Origin of the sequence: Moraxella catarrhalis, assembly GCF_001656295.1 — a bacterium.
Taxonomy (GTDB): Bacteria; Pseudomonadota; Gammaproteobacteria; order Pseudomonadales; family Moraxellaceae; genus Moraxella; species Moraxella veridica.
This window is the reverse complement of record NZ_LXHE01000025.1, coordinates 37,074-53,730: the sequence shown is the minus strand read 5'-3', so window position 1 is coordinate 53,730 and position 16,657 is coordinate 37,074. Positions and strand designations below refer to the sequence as shown.

Below are 16,657 nucleotides of genomic sequence, written 5' to 3'. Positions count from 1 at the left end.
CCATGAAGTTCATTCACAATATCTTTGACCGTATGGAGCCATCCTTTACCAAAGGTGGCAAGTACGAAAAATATTATGCTGTATTTGAGATGTTTGACACTTTCTTTCGTCAGCCATCATCTCAAACTTATAGTGCATCGCATGTGCGTGACGGTGTCGACCTAAAGCGTATCATGATTACCGTTTGGCTTTGTACATTCCCAGCAATGTTTTGGGGTATGTATAATGTCGGCTTTCAGGCACTAAGTGCCATCCAAGCCATGGGTATCACACCAGAAGGCTGGCGTACTATCATCACGAATATGGCAGGCTATGACCCAAATAGTATTTGGGCAAGTTTTGTTTATGGGGCGATGCAATTTTTACCCATTTATGCCGTAACTTTTGCGGTCGGTATTCTTTGGGAGATTATTTTTGCGGTTGTGCGTGGTCATGAAGTTAATGAAGGCTTCTTTGTGACTTCGGTACTATTCGCACTCTCACTTCCCCCAGATATTCCGTTATGGCAAGTGGCTTTAGGCATCACTTTTGGGGTTGTGGTTGCCAAAGAAGTATTTGGCGGCACAGGCAAAAACTTTCTTAACCCTGCCTTGGCAGGTCGAGCATTTTTGTACTTTAGCTATCCTGCTTATATGTCAGGCGATGCCATTTGGACCGCTGTAGATGGCTTTTCGGGTGCAACACCATTAGGTCTGGCTGCCATAGGCGTTAGCCCAGATCAGTTTGTCGATGCCTACGGTCAAACCATCACTTGGATGGATGCATTTTTGGGCAACATGCAAGGCTCAATCGGTGAAGTGTCAACACTTGCCATCTTAATTGGTATGGTTGGACTTCTTTGGACTCGCATTGCTTCTTGGCGTGTGATTGCAGGCTCAGTCATTGGTTTGGTTGTTACTGCCTTACTGTTTAATGTGTTTGGTTCAGACGAAAATGTGATGATGAGCCTACCTGCTCATTGGCACTTGGTGATTGGTGGCTTTATGTTTGGTGCAGTATTTATGGCAACTGACCCTGTTTCAGCTGCCCATACTAACATTGGTCGCTGGTGTTACGGTCTGCTTATCGGATTTATGACGGTGGCTGTCCGTGTGGCAAACCCTGCTTTTCCAGAGGGTATCATGTTAGCTATCTTGTTTGCCAACTTGTTTGCCCCGCTGTTTGACTATTTTGTCACTCAAGCTAATATCAAACGCCAAAACGCACGGAGATTAAGCCATGTCAACCAAGAATAATAATGTAAGTACCGCAGCCACGGCACTGATTTTGTGCTTGGTCTGTTCGGTCATGGTTTCTGCGGTTGCTGTTGGTCTTAAGCCAAAGCAGCAAGAAAACGCCCGTCTGGATTTGAATAAAAATATCTTGATGGCGGCAGATATGTACGACCCAGAAACAGAGTCAGCCGATGTCATTGCAGAGCGTTTTGCTGATTTTGAAATACGCTTGGTCAACCTACAAACAGGTCAATTTGCAACAGAACAAGAAATTACGGCGTCTGGTATCAGTGATGTCAATAGCTATAATGTCTCAAAAGCAGCTCGCACACCTAGCCTGTCCACTTCATTAACAAATGATATTGCCAAAATTGGCGGTAAACCAAATTTTGCCAAAGTATATTTGGCAAAAGATGCCAATGGTCAGCTTGAGCAAATTGTGCTGCCCATTCATGGTGCTGGTTTATGGGGACCAATTTTTGGTCTTTTGACCTTGGATAAAGATTTAAATACCATTAAAGGGGTTAATTTTTATCAACACAAAGAAACTCCTGGCTTGGGGTCACGCATTGAAGAAGCACAATGGCAAGCCACATGGGTGGACAAAGAGCTGTATAATGACGATGGTTCAAGAAAAATTGCCGTTGTAAAATCAGGTACGGCACGCGAAGGTCAAATTGATGGTATCAGTGGTGCTACCTTGACCATCCGTGGTGTCAATAATCTACTTCAGTACTGGATTGGCGAAGATGGTTATAAGCCATTTTTGGACAACCTAAAGGCTGGTCAAGCAGATAAGGGTGAAGGAGTATAATCATGGCTGATACCAAAAGTATTTTAACGACGCCAATTTTTAATAATAACCCAATTGCACTACAAATTTTGGGTATCTGTTCAGCACTTGCGGTTACCACAAGTGTTGCAAACGCTTTGGTCATGTGTATCGCATTAACCTTAGTTACAGCATTTTCAAGTTTCTTTATCTCCATTATCCGTAACAAAATCCCCTCATCCATTCGTATTATCGTACAAATGGTGATTATCGCTTCACTGGTTATCGTAGTTGACCAAATTTTACAAGCCTTTGCTTATGAAATCAGCCGTTCATTATCGGTATTTGTCGGCTTAATCATCACAAACTGTATCGTCATGGGTCGTGCTGAAGCCTTTGCCATGAGCAATCCACCCGTCCCAAGTTTTTTAGATGGTATTGGTAATGGGCTTGGCTATTCAGCGGTATTGATTTTTGTGGCAACAGTCCGTGAAGTCATTGGTAATGGCAGCTGGTTTGGTATTACTTTGCTTGAAAAAATCACCGAAGGTGGCTGGTATATTCCCAATGGTTTGTTGTTATTACCGCCCTCTTCATTCTTTGTGATTGCAGGTTTTATTGCAATTATTCGTCTTTGGAAAAAAGACCAGCAAGAAGCTGCTGAATTTGTCATGAAACCTCAATCTAAAGGCTTATCACACGGAGGAGGTCACTAATGGGACATTATGTCAGTTTATTTATCACCTCAGTATTTATTGAGAATATGGCACTTGCTTTCTTTTTGGGCATGTGTACCTTTTTGGCAGTATCTAAAAAAGTATCAACGGCAATTGGTTTAGGTGTTGCAGTAATTGCCGTCATGGCAATCTGTGTTCCATTAAACAACTTATTGTATCAATTCTTATTAAAAGACGGTGCTTTGGCATGGGCAGGCTATCCTAATGTTGATTTAAGCTTTTTGGGATTATTAAGCTATATTGCATTGATTGCTGCGACAGTACAGATTTTAGAGATGTTTTTGGATAAATTTGTACCGTCTTTATACAACGCTTTGGGGGTATTTTTACCCTTGATTACAGTAAACTGTGCCATCATGGGTGGTGTATTGTTTATGGTTGAGCGTGATTATAATTTTGGTGAGTCTATTGTATATGGTATTGGGTCAGGTTTGGGATGGGCATTAGCGATTTCTGCACTTGCAGGGATTCGTGAAAAGCTCAAATATTCAGATGTACCTGCACCGCTTCGTGGTCTTGGCATCACCTTTATTACCGTTGGGCTTATGTCCTTGGGCTTTATGTCATTTGGCGGTATGTCGCTATAAATAGATAGGAGAAAGTATCATGGAATTTGGTACCGCAATTGGCGGTGTTATCATGTTTACCATTATTATCATGAGCTTGGTTGCTGTCATTTTGGTGGCTCGCTCCAAGCTGGTGAGTTCTGGTGATGTCACCATCCGCATTAATGACAATCCAGATAATGATGTGGTTACTCCCGCAGGTGGTAAGCTACTACAAACCCTTGCTAACGAAGGCATATTTTTATCTTCAGCATGCGGTGGCGGTGGCACATGTGGGCAATGTCGCTGTAAAGTAACTGAAGGCGGTGGTTCAATTTTGCCCACCGAAGAGGGACATTTTACTCAAGGTGAAATCCGTGACAATATGCGTTTGGCATGCCAAGTGGCAGTCAAACAAGATATGAAGATTGAGATTGACCCAGAATTTTTTGATGTACAAAAATGGGAATGTGAAGTTATTTCAAATGATAATGTTGCAACATTCATTAAAGAGTTGACCTTGAAGATTCCTGAAGGTGAAGTTGTCCCATTTCGTGCTGGTGGCTATGTGCAACTAGAAGCACCGCCTCATACTGTACATTATAAAGATTTTGACATCGCCAAAGAGTATCACGAAGATTGGGATAATTTTAATTTATGGCGTTACACATCAACCGTTGATGAGCCTGTGATTCGTGCCTATTCAATGGCAAACTACCCAGAAGAAAAAGGTATTATTAAATTTAATATCCGTATCGCAAGTCCGCCGCCAAGAGCTCCTGAAGGCATTCCACCAGGTAAGATGTCATCTTATGTATTCAGCCTAAAACCAGGCGATAAGATTACCGTTTCAGGTCCTTATGGCGAATTCTTTGCCAAAGATACCGATGCCGAAATGGTCTTTATCGGTGGTGGTGCTGGTATGGCACCTATGCGTTCACACATTTTTGATCAGCTAAAACGCCTAAAATCAACTCGTAAGATCTCGTTTTGGTATGGTGCTCGCTCAAAGCGTGAAATGTTCTATGTAGAAGATTATGATGGCTTAGCAGAAGAATTTGACAACTTTGAATGGCATGTTGCACTGTCAGACCCTCAGCCTGAAGATAACTGGGAAGGTTATACTGGCTTTATCCACAATGTCTTATACGAAAACTATCTTAAGGATCACCCTGCACCAGAAGATTGTGAATTCTATATGTGTGGGCCTCCAGTCATGAATGCTGCTGTCATCAGTATGCTCAAATCACTGGGCGTCGAAGATGAAAACATCTTATTAGATGACTTCGGTGGCTAAATACAAAATCCGTCAATTTATTGGCGGATTTTTTATCATGATTGAACTTAACCATAAAAAGCACCCCAAAAGTTAGCTTTTGGGGTGTTCATATCTAAACAGTTTTTTATGATTATCACTAAATTATAAAAAGCTGGGCAGATGGCGAGCAGGGTCGGTCTCACGGGCATTTTTGGCATCTTCGACCGTCAAGCCTAACGCTTTGGCCACACCCATGGCATAATCAGGGTGGCATTTATCGCAATTACGGATATGGCGGTATTTAATAAAATCAGGGGCATCGCCCATCGCACGAGCCGTATTATCAAATAACGCCTGTTTTTGCTCATCGCTCATCAACTCAAACAAGGCTCTGGGTTGGCTAAAATAATCATCATCATTCTCACGATAATCCCAAAACTTAGCATCGCCATGAATTTTTAATGCTGGTTCTGCCAAGTGTGGCTGGTCTTGCCACTGCCCAAAGCTGTTTGGTTCATAATGTGGTCGTCCGCCATAATTATCGCCCACTCGCCCTTGTCCATCTCTTTGGTTTGAGTACACAGGACAGCGTGGGGCATTCACTGGAATTTGGTTACGATTGACACCCAAGCGATAACGCTGGGCATCAGCATAGTTAAATAGGCGTGCTTGAAGCATACGGTCAGGGGACACACTGATACCCGGGACTAGGTTGCTTGGGGCAAAAGCGGATTGTTCAACATCTAAAAAGAAGTTTTCAGGGTTTTTATTTAACTCAAACTCACCCACTTCAATGAGCGGATAGTCGCCTTTTGGCCACACTTTGGTTAAATCAAATGGGTGATAAGGCACAGTTTGGGCATCGGTTTCTGGCATGATTTGCACATACATTGTCCATTTTGGGAAATCACCACGCTCAATGGCATCAAACAAATCACGCTGATTGCTCTCACGGTCTTTACCAACCACCATTTCAGCTTCAGCATCGGTTAGATTTTCAATGCCTTGTTGGGTGCGAAAGTGAAATTTGACCCAAAAGCGTTCATTATCAGCATTGATAAAGCTATAAGTGTGCGAGCCAAAGCCGTGCATATGACGAAAAGATTTTGGAATGCCACGGTCGCTCATCACAATGGTAACCTGATGAAACGCCTCTGGCAGCAGTGTCCAAAAATCCCAGTTATTGGTGGCAGAACGCATGTTGGTGCGTGGGTCTCGTTTAACCGCTTTATTTAAATCAGGGAATTTTTTTGGGTCTCTTAAAAAGAAAACAGGCGTGTTATTACCCACCATGTCCCAATTACCCTCTTCGGTATAAAATTTTAGGGCAAAACCACGGATATCACGCTCCGCATCAGCCGCCCCCCGCTCACCTGCTACGGTGGTAAAACGAGCGAACATCTCAGTTTTTTTGCCCACTTCACTAAAAATCTTAGCACGGGTGTATTGGGTGATGTCGTGGGTTACCGTAAATGTGCCAAATGCCCCTGAACCCTTGGCGTGCATGCGGCGTTCTGGAATGACCTCACGGGCAAAGTCGGCTAATTTTTCATTGAGCCATAGATCTTGGGCAAGCAGTGGCCCTCTGGCACCTGCGGTCATTGAATTTTGGTTGTCAATAACAGGTGCGCCATTACTCATGGTCAAGTTGGTATGGTCATAAGGGCATTTCATTTCACTCATAATTTTCCTTCCTACTCGGTGGGTTAATGAATTTTAGAACTTTAGAATATCAAAGAAAGTTGGCTCACTAGGTCAGCTGATTAACAGCCGTCAAATCATTAATATTTTTAATATAAACCATTAATGACCTAAGAGATTTAGCCAAACCTGCTCCAACAAGGTTATTATCTCAAAATTTTATTCATGAGCCTACCGATAATTTTAAATATCTTTAATTAAATTTATAAAACTAAAAATAATAAAATTAATAAATTTTAAATGAATGATTAACTTATAACCAAAAATTATCTCTTTTTTAGGTTCAAATACGCCTTTTAGCTTTTCTGATTTAGCCCATGTGATTTAGCCCATGTGATAATAGGTTGCCGAATTTGGACCAACAGGTAAACCAAATACAAATACCCAAAGATAAAATAAAAGCATCCAACCGAACAAAAATATCATCGAATAAGGTAACATCATCGCCATTAAGGTACCAACACCTGTATCTTTCTTATAACGAATTGCAACCGCCATGATTAATCCAAAATAACTCATCATCGGTGTGATGATATTGGTTGTACTGTCGCCAATGCGATAAGCAGCCTGAATCATCTCAGGTGCATAACCTGTTAGCATCAGCATCGGAATAAAAATCGGTGCCGTAATCGCCCACTGTGCCGATGCTGAACCTAACATCAAATTCACTAAGGCACAAATTAAAATAAATCCAATCAGTAGCAAAGGTCCTGTTAAGCCAATCTCATTTAAAAAATTAGCACCTGACACCGCCATTACTGATCCTAAATTTGACCAATTAAAAAAAGCGGTAAACTGTGCAGCAAAGAACACAAGCACAATATACATGCTCAATGAGCTCATTGCTTGACTCATCGCATTGACAACATCTTGATTTGTTTTAATGCTGCCTGTCACTTTGCCATAGATATAGCCGGGGATGGCAAAAAATACAAAAATAAATACAACAATACCATGTAAAAATGGCGACCCTGCAATCAGTCCTGTTTCAGGATGTCTTAAAATACCATTTTCTGGTACAACCGTCCATGCCAACAGTAAACAAAAAATTAGCATACTCGCCCCCGCCCAAACCAGACCTTTTTTCTCAAGGGCATTTAACCGCTCAATTTTATTATCAAGCACGGTAGGGTCATCAGCATCATGGGGGTTATATTTACCAAGACTGGGTTCAACAATTTTTTCAGTAACCAAGTAACCCAAGGCACTAATTAAAAAAGTACTGACTGCCATAAAATACCAATTGGCTTCTGCACCAACCACATAATTTGGGTCAATGATACGGGCAGCTTCTTGGCTAATACCTGATAATAATGGATCGACCGTACCAAGCAGTAAATTGGCACTATAACCGCCTGAAACACCTGCAAAAGCAGCAGCCAAACCTGCCAAAGGGGTCTTCCTAAAGCATGGAAAATCATGGCGGCTAAGGGGATTAACACCACATAGCCAAGCTCGGCGGCGGTATTTGACATAATACCAGCAAATACCACGACTAAAGTGACCATCTTTTTGGGGGCATTCATAACCATACCACGCAGTGCCGCTGAAATCATTCCAGAATACTCAGCAATACCCACACCCAGTAAGGCCACCAGCACGGTACCCAAAGGCACAAAGCCTGTAAAATTTTTGACTAGATTTTCAACAATTTTTGCCAAGCCTTCGCCATTGAGCAAATTGACAACATAAATCATGCCATCTTCAGCACGACCTTTGGCACCTTCAGGGCGTGGGTCAATGACAGCAACATCCATGGCAGATAAGATGGCTGATAATCCCAGTAAGATGACTGACATCCAAATAAATAAAACCACGGGATGGGGCAATAAATTCCCCAACCACTCAACACCTTTTAAAAAGCGTTGCATGTGGGAAGTTTTACCAGCTTGATCAAAATCATTAGGTGATTGCAAAGTCATGATTTTTTATTCCGATAGATTGATTTAATGTTAAAAAAACATAGCAACATAGTATAGCAATAATTTTGGTATGATATCTAATGCCATCTTTGACTATTCTTTGTCATTTACAGAAAAAAGCCCCGGCCAACGACCAAGGCTTAAAAACTTTTGCTTATTTATCATCAAATCACTTTTAGCCCACTTTTTGAACTTGAGGCGATGCAGGCTGTCTGTCAATGGCAACTGGTTGACCTATTTTATGATATTGTCTATCAAAATAAACCAAACTGCGTTTTTCATTTTCACCTTGTCGAATGGCGATAATTTTACAAATAAAAATACTGTGCGTACCAACATCTTGGATGGTTTGAATTTCACAATCAAAATTAACCAAAGCATCTGTTAAAACTGGTGCGCCTGTACTTAACACACTCCAATCAGCATGCTCAAATCGTGCCTTTGATTCAAGTGGTGATGCAAAAACATCTGATAAATGTGCCTGCTCAGCGGATAAAGTATTAACTGCCAATATTTGATTGGCGATAAAATGTTCATAAGAGCGAGCATTGGCATTCATGCACACAAGCAGCGACGGTGGCGAATCTGTCACACTACATACCGCCGATGCGGTAAACCCATGACGACCTGTATCGCCATCGGTGGTGACGATATGAACAGCAGTAGCTAGGCGCGCCATGGCATCTTTAAAAATTAATTTTTCTACCATGATTTTCCCATTTAAAATTAAAAAGGATGTAGTTGATACACCCTTAAAGTTATTATTGTATTTAAAACTGATTTATGATAGATTTCTCACCAATAAGTACAGTTTCACAAACTCAGTTTTAATCTTAGTTATTTGCCAAGCAGTTCACGGCGAACAATCGCCGCCCCTTCACTTAGGGCATTGAGCTTACCACGAGCCACTGTGCGAGACAAGGGTGCCATGCCACAGTTGGTTGATGGGTATAATTTATCAGCGTCCACAAACTGTAACGCCTTACGAAGCGTATCTGCCACTTGTTCTGGCGTTTCAATTTGGTTTGTTGCCACATCAATTGCACCCACCATAACGGTTTTGCCACGAATGAGTTCAATCAAATCCATTGGCACATGTGAATTTTGACACTCTAATGAGACAATGTCAATTTTTGATTGTTGAAGTTTTGGGAAACTTTCTTCGTATTGTCGCCATTCATTACCAAGCGTTTGCTTCCAATCAGTATTTGCCTTAATGCCATAACCATAGCAAATATGCACCGCTGTTTGGCATTTTAACCCTTCAATGGCACGCTCTAAGGTTGCAACACCCCAATCATTCACCTCATCAAAAAATACATTAAACGCAGGTTCATCAAACTGAATGATGTCCACGCCTGCCGCCTCTAATTCACGGGCTTCTTCGTTTAGGATTTTGGCAAATTCCCACGCCAGCTTTTCACGGCTTTTGTAATGACCATCATACAAAGTATCAATCATCGTCATAGGACCAGGCAGTGCCCATTTGATGAGCTTGTCGGTATGAGCGCGTAAAAATTTGGCATCATCCACAAATACCGATTTTGGGCGAGATACCTCACCTACCACGCTTGGCACAGACGCATCATAGCGGTTACGAATGCGGACGGTTTCACGCTGATTAAAATCCACGCCATCCAAATGCTCAATGAATGTGGTAACAAAATGCTGTCGAGTCTGTTCGCCATCGCTGACAATGTCAATGCCTGCATGGGTTTGCTCAGCAAGCGACACCAACAGAGCATCTTGCTTGGCTTGTAATAACTCATCACCCTCAAATTTCCATTCTGACCACAGTTTTTCAGGTTCAGCAAGCCAAGATGGTTTTGGCAGACTGCCTGCGGTAGATGTGGGAAGTAAAATTTTGCTCATTGTATTTTCCTAAACTAAATTTGCCATTATACCAAAAATTTCAATTAATAAATCAATCAACCGATAAACATTCATCGGCTGATTGATTAATACTTATCACTTATTTTTCGGCAAGCCAAGCATCCAAAATCTCTTGATATGGTTTAATAAACTGCTCTTCGGCAATTTTGCCTTGCTTGATTGCCAAATCATTACGCTCCACACGGTCATAATCCACTTTTGGCACAGCATAATCTTCATAAGTTAAGCTGCCCTTATATACCTGACCTGCAACCGAATTGGCACTATAAATCTCTGGGCGATAGATACGCTGAAACGCTTCCATGGTAGCGATGGTGCTGATGAGTTCTAAATTGGTGTAATCGTTCAACAAATCAGCATTTTCATCAAAATAAAACGCATAAGGGGCAACCGATTTTGGGGGCATAAAATAACGCACTTTTAAGCCCATCTTGGCAAAATACTCATCGGTCAATGAATAATCATTTTGCACATATTCCACGCCCAAAATCGGATGCGTGTTGGTCGTTCTGTGGTAGGTGCGAGTGGTCGCCACGCTTAGGCACAGCACGGGTGGTTTTTTGGATTGGGCTTTGTACTCTTCGGATGCCACCATGAATTTGAACAATTTGCCATGCAAATCGCCATAACCCTCAGGCACACTAAATTCAGCCTTATCCTTGTTATATTCACGAAGCAATACGCTAAAATCATAATCACGAACAAATGATGAAAAGCTGTTGCCAATGATGCCAGGGGTGGTTTTGCCTGTTTTGTGGTCAACCACAGATGTTTTTAGCCATTCTAATCCTGAGAAAAATTCGCCCTTGCCTGCCACATCAACATCAATAGACACAATGTCAATGAGCACTGAATAACGGTCATTTGTCGGATTGTCCCAATGTGCCAAATCATTAAAACGATTGTTAATCATTCTGATGGCATTTTGTAGGTTTTCTTTGCGATTTTCACCACGAGCAAGGTTGGCAAAGTTGGTGGTCAAACGAGTGCTACTGGCTGGCTCATAGTTTTCATCAAAACGCTGAGTATGCACTCGGCATTGAAATTGTGTGGTCATGTTGTTACCTCTTGGCTAAAATTTAAAGATGAGATATTAAACCGCATTTTTAATCTAAATAAAAGCGAAATATTTTTTAAAGAAGATGAATAAAATTCACTTAAAGCCAATTCATCTGATGCAGTGGATAATTCTCCAAAGACGCTCAATAAAACGTAAAAAAGCCCAAGATGCTTATCTTGGGCTTTTGGGATAATCAGTGATTAGTGCTGATGACCGCCTGCACCATGTGCGTGACCATGAGCGATTTCGTCAGCTGTTGCCGCACGAACCTCAACAATTTCAACATCAAAAGTTAGCTCAACACCTGCCAAAGGATGGTTACCATCAACCACAACAATCTCATCATTGACATCTTTGACAGTCACAAGCATGACTTGACCGTCATCGGTCTGTGATTGAAACTGCATACCTGCTTCAATGTTATCCACACCTTGGAAGTTAGCGCGTGGTACTTCTTGTACTGCTTCTTGAACATACTCACCATAAGCATCTTCAGGGGCAATCGTTACTTTAAATGTATCGCCCGCTGATTTACCCATCATCTGTTTTTCAAGCCCTGGGATGATGTTGTGATGACCATGCAAGTATGCCAATGGCTCGCCACGAGATTGATCAAGCACATCGCCTTCAGCGTTAGTGAGTGTATAGTTGAATTGTACAACGGTATCATTACTAATGGTTGTCATAAGAAATTCCTTATAAATAAAATGCCATCGCCCAGGCGACTGCCCAAGCTGTCAAATGACAAATTTTGTCTATTAGTATACCAAAAAATCAATCCATTGCCTAATGCTTTACAAAAAAGTCGTTACATTGTGTAAAAGCTCATCACTCATTTAAAAAATCAATGGGTTTTGATATAATTGATATTTTAATCAATAAATTATATCACTCCAAATTAGCCAATCTGGCATTGTTATTTAAAGGTATCGAAATGAACTTAGCTTATCAAATCAGTTTTGATCGATTTACAGAACATTTGGCGGATGTGCAAATCACGCATACGGTGGTGAGCGACGCACCGACTTTTTCGATGGTGACATGGATTGCAGGCAGTTACTTAATCCGTGAATTTAGTAAAAATATCACCACAGTGTATTATCAAATTGGTGATAACCCAATACGCCATCGTGCCGAAAAAATTGACAAAAAAACATTCGTTTTTTCAAAAGCTCGCCAAGGTGATCAGCTTACCATCTGTTATGAAGTGTATTGCCGCGACTTATCGGTACGCACAGCGTTCATTGATGCCACGCGTATTTTTGGGAATTTTACTTCGCTACTGCTATTACCCGATGCTGATAAGCACACGCAGGCAAGCTTGACGCTCGTAGTGCCGACTGCGTTTTTGGTGCATCATCCTGAGTGTACGATCGCTTGCGGCTTGGATTTTGAATGCACCCAAACAAAATCAGGGCTTAAATATCATTTTGATGCTTTGGCAGCATTTGAGTATTTGGATTTTCCGTTTGAGATCGGCACACAAGACACCTTTGATTTTCAAATCACAAAACATGACCAAATCAGCGTGCCGCATCGGTTTTTTTTGGCAGGTCGGCATCATGGCGATTTGCAGCGCCTAAAAACTGACTTAACCAAAATCTGCCAAAGCTATGTCGATTGGCTTGGTGAGACGCCATTTACAGATTATACCTTTATGACCATGGTGACCGATAAGGATTACGGCGGTCTTGAGCACATCAACTCCACCGCCTTAATCAGTCCGCGCGCTGATATGCCAAGCTTTGGTGAAAGTGCCGTGCCAAGTGGTGATTATCAGCGGTTTCTTGGGCTGTGCAGCCATGAGTATTTTCATGCATGGTGGGTAAAAACGGTCAAACCTGATGTGATGATGAACAATCCGCTCACCGATGAGGCTTATACGCCGCTTTTGTGGGTGTTTGAGGGCTTTACTTCCTATATTGATGATTTAATGCTACTTGTGTCAGGGGTGATTGATAAAGACAGCTATCTTAAGCTCATCGCTGCACAAATCAACCGCTACTATCAAACCGAGGGTCGTGCGCACCAAAGTGTAGCACAGTCAAGTTTTGACACTTGGATTAAGCTATATCGCGCGGACGAAAACACCAATAATCAAGGTATCAGTTACTATAATAAAGGTGCATTGGTTGCCTTATTGCTTGATATGATGCTGATGGATCAAACAGACGGTAAGTATCGCCTGTTTGACGTCATCAAAGCCTGCTATCAAAAATCAGCCAATCAGCCTTTTGGTCTGACAACCCAAATCTTAGGCGAGATCATCGCTGAGATGATGGGACAACAGGCATGGGATGACTTTTATGATCGCTATGTCATCGGTGTGGACGATCTGCCGCTTGAGAGCTACTTTGAAAAATTTGCCATCAGCACAGAGTCTCAAGACAAAGATAAACCTTGGGGCATCAGCTTTGATGAAAGCGCAGCTGGGCTGACGATCAAGCATATCAGCCGCCAGTCTGCAGCCAGTGCTGCTGGGCTGGCATTTGGCGACATCATCATCGCCATCGATGGATTGAAAGCCACTTCAGCCCTACTCACTCAGCTGATAAAACACCAAGATGCCACAGGCTTAGCGCTGACTGTGCACGCTTTTCGGCGAGATGAGCTGTTTAGTGTCAGCATCAAGCCTCAAAAAACCACGCATCAAACGGTTCAGCTTAAGGGTGATGGCGGTCAATGGCTTGACTTTACCCCAAAACCATGAAGATTATCAGCATTGCTTTAGCTGCGAAGACCTGCGTAGAAGCCAAGCCAATCACGCTTGATCAAGCCATTACACCCAAACCTATCCCCTGCCACCAAATTTAGGTGGTCGGGTGCGTTTTAGGTTTGGCTTGGATTGATTCTTTGGGGCATGATAAGCGCTTGAATGTGCTTTATTGGTAGGCGATCTACTGGCAGAATGATTAAAAATACCCATATCTGCCAACATCTGATCATCCAAATGCACTGCACGACTTTCACCGACCGCCAAGCCGTCTAATTGCCATCTACCGATCTGATGGCGAATCAGTCTAAGGCATGGCAAGCCAACATGGGCGACCATACGCCGCACTTGACGGTTTTTGCCCTCAGTGATCGTAATTTCAAGCCATGCAGTAGGGATGTTTGCCCGCTGGCGGATCGGCGGATTTCGCGGCCATAAGTGAATGGGCAGTGCATTTTCGTCAAGCTGTCGCACCTTGGCTGGCAAGGTTTTGCCATCTTTTAGCATCACCCCTTGTTCCAGCGCCTTGATCTGTGCTTCGGTTGGTATATTTTCCACTTGCACCAGATAAGTTTTGGCGTATTTGGCGTGTGTATATTTGGCGTTATGAGCGGTTGGTGGCGTGGTGATGGCATGATTGAGTTCACCGTGATCGGTCAATAACAATAAACCTTCTGAGTCTTTATCAAGTCGCCCTGCCACACGCATCGTTTTATCATCAATAAACTCTGCCAAAGTCGCCATATCGTGATGATCTTTTTTAAATTGGCTGTGCACGCCGTAAGGCTTATTAAATAAGATAAGTTTTGCCATATTTACCTGTCATTTTACTCACATTCATGCAACCACTATAACACAAAAAACCAAACAACCTTGGCTGTTTGGTTTTTGATTATTTTAAATATAAAGCATTAAGGGGACTTGAACATTATTTTTGCTCAGTCGGTGCCTTAACTGCTGGCGCATCTTCTGCATGACCGACTTGAGTGATTGCTTCACCCTCTTGGAAAAGTACAAACTCAATACGACGGTTTTGGAAACGACCTTGTTCGGTGGCGTTTGATGCAACTGGATAATCAAAACTTGCACCTTGAGTGTTCAAGCGTTCAGCAGCAACACCTTTTGATACCAAATACTCTTTAACAGCAGCAGCACGAGATTCTGATAAATCTTGATTATACTCATGCGTGCCTTGAGTGTCTGTATGACCAATAATACGCAAAGTTGTTTCAGGTACTGCCTTTAATTTTTCGGCAGCCAAATCTAAGATTTCTTTATTTTCTTGGGGAATTTCGGTTGAGTCTAAGGCAAAGTTAATGATTTGGGTATTTAACGCATTGATTAAAATATCCATTTCATTTTCTTCAACCGTATCGCCCAAAGCAACAATAGCAATACGCGCCGTTTCAATACTATCGGCAACCGCAGTATTAATATCAAGTTCAGGTTCTGCTTCCACAGTAAAATCAGCGGGTAGAATATTTTTAGCACCCTCTACCAGTTTTGCCACATCTTCTGGCGTGGTTGCATTAAAGCGTACCGTATGATCATGAATCACAACGCTTGAATTTGGTACACCTTTCATCAAACCCAAAATGGCTGGTAAGTGTTCTGCCGCCGGCATCGTGGCGGTATGTACATTGGTATTTTGAATGGTTAAATCTTGTGCACCAAAGACTTGAGCTATGGCTGCACGGATATGACCTGCAAGCTCTTCGCTACCAACCTGAGCACGGTGCGAGTACAACGCTTGACCTGTTTCATCAACAGATAAGCTAAGCGTTGCAGGCGCTTGGGCAACACCTGTTTGTGTTGGGTCTGCCTGTACAGCATTATCCGCTACCACAGGTGCTGTATCTGTCGCAACAGGTGCTGCAACAGGTGTTGGTTTATCTTGACAAGCTCTCAATAGTAGCCATGCCAAGCCTGCAAAAATGATCAATCCAATAATCGGTAGCAGTGTTTTTAAGAAAGGGCTTTTTTCTTTGTTTTCATAATGTCTGTCAGTAGCAGCGGTATTAACATGAGCAGGCTTAGATACAGGCTGAACTGGTTCTGTGACCACCTGAGTCGCCACTGGTTCTGTCACAACTGTAGAAGCTGGCGTTACTGGCATACTGGCAGCGGCAGCTGTACCTGCAAATAGCCCTGCTGGCAATAAAGCATGTGCCCAACCTGGTAAGCGGGTTTCATCTTCTTTAGCCAATTGGTTACGAATAAAAGAAGGGACAGACAAAGCGCCTGCTTGCTCCTTAATACGCGCCAAAGCCAAAGGTGCTGCCGTGGCGATCGCGGTGCGTGCGGTCACTGGTGAGACGTGATATTCATCAGCTAATTGATTACTCAAAGAAGCGATCTGATCTTCACCTGTTGAAGCATCACTAAAAGCCACATTTAAAAGATGATGACCATGCTCAAGCTCATTATCAGGTAAGGCATTGGCGCGCTGATAGACATCCTCATTGCTCAATCGACCCGCAAAGATTGCATAAAATGCATTTAGCAAATTTGATTTGTTGGCGTTATCACCATCTTGATTTTTAATTGATGCCAAAACATGCGGGGTAATGTGTTCATTTAATTTATTGATTAAGCTCATAAGTCGCTCCATGGGTAAAAATTTCGTTGTCCATCAGCAAAATGCTAATGTCATCCTTAAGAAAAACAACAGATTGCTTGTTCTTATGGCTCTATTGTGACTGATTTTATGGCAACTTAAAAGAGCTGGCAACAATTGATAAACAAAACCTCTGTTTTTACGCCCATAAAAAGTTAAGAAATTACAAAAATGACTGATGAGTTATTCATTATTTACATGAGTGTAATACTATGGCAATTAAAT

13 protein-coding genes and 1 pseudogene are annotated in these 16,657 nt (G+C 42.3%); 6 read left to right on the top strand and 8 right to left on the bottom strand.

The features are described from left to right. The first annotated feature begins 2 nt into the window (after positions 1–2). From AO382_RS09960 to nqrF, 5 genes are read left to right on the top strand one after another with little or no spacing between them, the layout of a single operon-like run. On the top strand, positions 3–1,235 hold the full coding sequence (locus tag AO382_RS09960; protein WP_064603133.1) for an NADH:ubiquinone reductase (Na(+)-transporting) subunit B: 1,233 nt from the start codon (positions 3–5) through the stop codon (positions 1,233–1,235). Continuing rightward, positions 1,219–2,028, top strand: a complete 810-nt coding sequence (locus tag AO382_RS09955) for a Na(+)-translocating NADH-quinone reductase subunit C (RefSeq protein WP_064620769.1) — start codon at positions 1,219–1,221, stop codon at positions 2,026–2,028. Before AO382_RS09960 ends, AO382_RS09955 begins: the two co-directional genes overlap by 17 nt. Before the next feature lie 2 nt (positions 2,029–2,030). Continuing rightward, positions 2,031–2,702, top strand: a complete 672-nt coding sequence (locus AO382_RS09950; RefSeq protein WP_064603138.1) for an NADH:ubiquinone reductase (Na(+)-transporting) subunit D — start codon at positions 2,031–2,033, stop codon at positions 2,700–2,702. Then, a complete protein-coding gene (gene nqrE, locus AO382_RS09945) occupies positions 2,702–3,310 on the top strand; it encodes an NADH:ubiquinone reductase (Na(+)-transporting) subunit E (protein WP_003657760.1) in 609 nt (202 codons plus the stop codon). The genes AO382_RS09950 and nqrE overlap by 1 nt, the downstream gene beginning before the upstream one ends. A gap of 19 nt (positions 3,311–3,329) precedes the next feature. Then, positions 3,330–4,565, top strand: a complete 1,236-nt coding sequence (gene nqrF / locus AO382_RS09940; protein WP_003667198.1) for an NADH:ubiquinone reductase (Na(+)-transporting) subunit F — start codon at positions 3,330–3,332, stop codon at positions 4,563–4,565. 123 nt (positions 4,566–4,688) lie between these two features. Here nqrF and AO382_RS09935 read toward each other — a convergent pair whose 3' ends face one another. From AO382_RS09935 to AO382_RS09910, 6 genes and pseudogenes are all read right to left on the bottom strand, one after another. Continuing rightward, positions 4,689–6,209 (bottom strand): catalase, encoded by a 1,521-nt coding sequence (locus AO382_RS09935; protein WP_064620766.1) that lies wholly within the window; start codon positions 6,207–6,209, stop codon positions 4,689–4,691. Positions 6,210–6,551: 342 nt separating this feature from the next. Continuing rightward, positions 6,552–8,098, bottom strand: a pseudogene (locus AO382_RS09930) (AbgT family transporter). Positions 8,099–8,324: 226 nt separating this feature from the next. Then, a complete protein-coding gene (locus AO382_RS09925; RefSeq protein WP_064620763.1) occupies positions 8,325–8,858 on the bottom strand; it encodes a flavin reductase family protein in 534 nt (177 codons plus the stop codon). Positions 8,859–8,986: 128 nt separating this feature from the next. After that, complete coding sequence (locus AO382_RS09920) at positions 8,987–10,021, bottom strand: methionine synthase (protein ID WP_064620759.1); 1,035 nt, start codon at positions 10,019–10,021, stop codon at positions 8,987–8,989. A 100-nt stretch (positions 10,022–10,121) separates the two neighbouring features. After that, positions 10,122–11,099 carry a DUF1852 domain-containing protein gene (locus tag AO382_RS09915; RefSeq protein ID WP_064620756.1) on the bottom strand — a complete coding sequence of 326 codons (978 nt, stop codon included), beginning with the start codon at positions 11,097–11,099 and terminating at the stop codon, positions 10,122–10,124. A gap of 203 nt (positions 11,100–11,302) precedes the next feature. After that, positions 11,303–11,788, bottom strand: a complete 486-nt coding sequence (locus AO382_RS09910) for an FKBP-type peptidyl-prolyl cis-trans isomerase (protein ID WP_064620753.1) — start codon at positions 11,786–11,788, stop codon at positions 11,303–11,305. 248 nt (positions 11,789–12,036) lie between these two features. Between AO382_RS09910 and AO382_RS09905 the strand changes: the two genes are divergently transcribed. After that, complete coding sequence (locus AO382_RS09905; RefSeq protein ID WP_064620810.1) at positions 12,037–13,812, top strand: M61 family metallopeptidase; 1,776 nt, start codon at positions 12,037–12,039, stop codon at positions 13,810–13,812. Between the two features lie 81 nt (positions 13,813–13,893). On the opposite strand, the gene AO382_RS09900 is transcribed toward AO382_RS09905, so the two are convergent. Both AO382_RS09900 and AO382_RS09895 read right to left on the bottom strand, forming a co-directional pair. Next, positions 13,894–14,628, bottom strand: coding sequence for a pseudouridine synthase (locus AO382_RS09900; RefSeq protein ID WP_064620750.1), 735 nt, complete (start codon positions 14,626–14,628; stop codon positions 13,894–13,896). A 115-nt stretch (positions 14,629–14,743) separates the two neighbouring features. Further along, positions 14,744–16,414: an OmpA family protein gene (locus AO382_RS09895; protein WP_064620748.1), complete on the bottom strand. Its 1,671-nt coding sequence runs from the start codon at positions 16,412–16,414 to the stop codon at positions 14,744–14,746. Between the last annotated feature and the right edge of the window lie 243 nt (positions 16,415–16,657).

Bases quoted from the DNA above. Each gene is read 5' to 3' on its own strand.
- AO382_RS09925 (WP_064620763.1), bottom strand. From the start codon at position 8,858: ATGGTAGAAAAATTAATTTTTAAAGATGCCATGGCGCGCCTAGCTACT.
- AO382_RS09935 (WP_064620766.1), bottom strand. From the start codon at position 6,209: ATGAGTGAAATGAAATGCCCTTATGACCATACCAACTTGACCATGAGT.
- AO382_RS09915 (WP_064620756.1), bottom strand. From the start codon at position 11,099: ATGACCACACAATTTCAATGCCGAGTGCATACTCAGCGTTTTGATGAA.
- AO382_RS09895 (WP_064620748.1), bottom strand. From the start codon at position 16,414: ATGAGCTTAATCAATAAATTAAATGAACACATTACCCCGCATGTTTTG.
- AO382_RS09900 (WP_064620750.1), bottom strand. From the start codon at position 14,628: ATGGCAAAACTTATCTTATTTAATAAGCCTTACGGCGTGCACAGCCAA.
- AO382_RS09955 (WP_064620769.1), top strand. From the start codon at position 1,219: ATGTCAACCAAGAATAATAATGTAAGTACCGCAGCCACGGCACTGATT.
- nqrE (WP_003657760.1), top strand. From the start codon at position 2,702: ATGGGACATTATGTCAGTTTATTTATCACCTCAGTATTTATTGAGAAT.
- AO382_RS09950 (WP_064603138.1), top strand. From the start codon at position 2,031: ATGGCTGATACCAAAAGTATTTTAACGACGCCAATTTTTAATAATAAC.
- AO382_RS09920 (WP_064620759.1), bottom strand. From the start codon at position 10,021: ATGAGCAAAATTTTACTTCCCACATCTACCGCAGGCAGTCTGCCAAAA.
- AO382_RS09910 (WP_064620753.1), bottom strand. From the start codon at position 11,788: ATGACAACCATTAGTAATGATACCGTTGTACAATTCAACTATACACTC.
- nqrF (WP_003667198.1), top strand. From the start codon at position 3,330: ATGGAATTTGGTACCGCAATTGGCGGTGTTATCATGTTTACCATTATT.
- AO382_RS09905 (WP_064620810.1), top strand. From the start codon at position 12,037: ATGAACTTAGCTTATCAAATCAGTTTTGATCGATTTACAGAACATTTG.
- AO382_RS09960 (WP_064603133.1), top strand. From the start codon at position 3: ATGAAGTTCATTCACAATATCTTTGACCGTATGGAGCCATCCTTTACC.